Genomic DNA, 524 nt, shown 5'->3' on the forward strand with positions numbered 1-524 from the left:
CCGTGCCACAACAGCGATCATTATCACATTTTCTGAAAATAGCAGCACTTCAGAGGTGGTGTTCGCTTGTTTCAACGCGCGTTTATATCGAAATAAAGTAGGAGAGCGATTTCGGCGTTATTGGTTTGCAACTTCCAATGCCGACGTTGTCACATCGGTTATCTGGATTTCACCGCCACAAGGCGCCAATCATCGTCCGCGCCCTCGAAGACTGCTTCGATAACTTTGGTCTCGTTCAGCCAGCTTAGCGATGCTGACAATTCGCATGCAGCGGTCTGCTCTTTGATTAGAATGCAACGTAGCACTGACACTTTGGAAGAATGACCGTATCCGGCGTAATTCCAGTTCGATAATCGAAATAGCTCTGTCTTGGCTGTTTCGTCATCAGGCCAGATGGCATCGTAGCTTTGCTTTGCTACTCGAGCGATCGTCGGTTCGTCATTGTGAAGATCTAGTTTGGTGTGTAGCGATGGAGCAATATAGATTCCAATGGCAATTCCGAGCGCTATCCCGACGAGAAAACT

The 524-nt window shown here is 47.9% G+C and carries 1 protein-coding gene; it reads right to left on the reverse strand.

Annotated features, from left to right (window positions below; genetic code table 11):
• Window positions 1-158 precede the first annotated feature (158 nt).
• Window positions 159-524, reverse strand: a 366-nt coding sequence (locus tag VBH83_RS19405; RefSeq protein ID WP_396999104.1) for a hypothetical protein, incomplete at its 5' end; no start/stop codon positions are given.

Origin of the sequence: Ochrobactrum sp. S1502_03 (assembly GCF_044435015.1) — a bacterium.
GTDB classification, from domain to species: Bacteria; Pseudomonadota; Alphaproteobacteria; order Rhizobiales; family Rhizobiaceae; genus Brucella; species Brucella chromiisoli.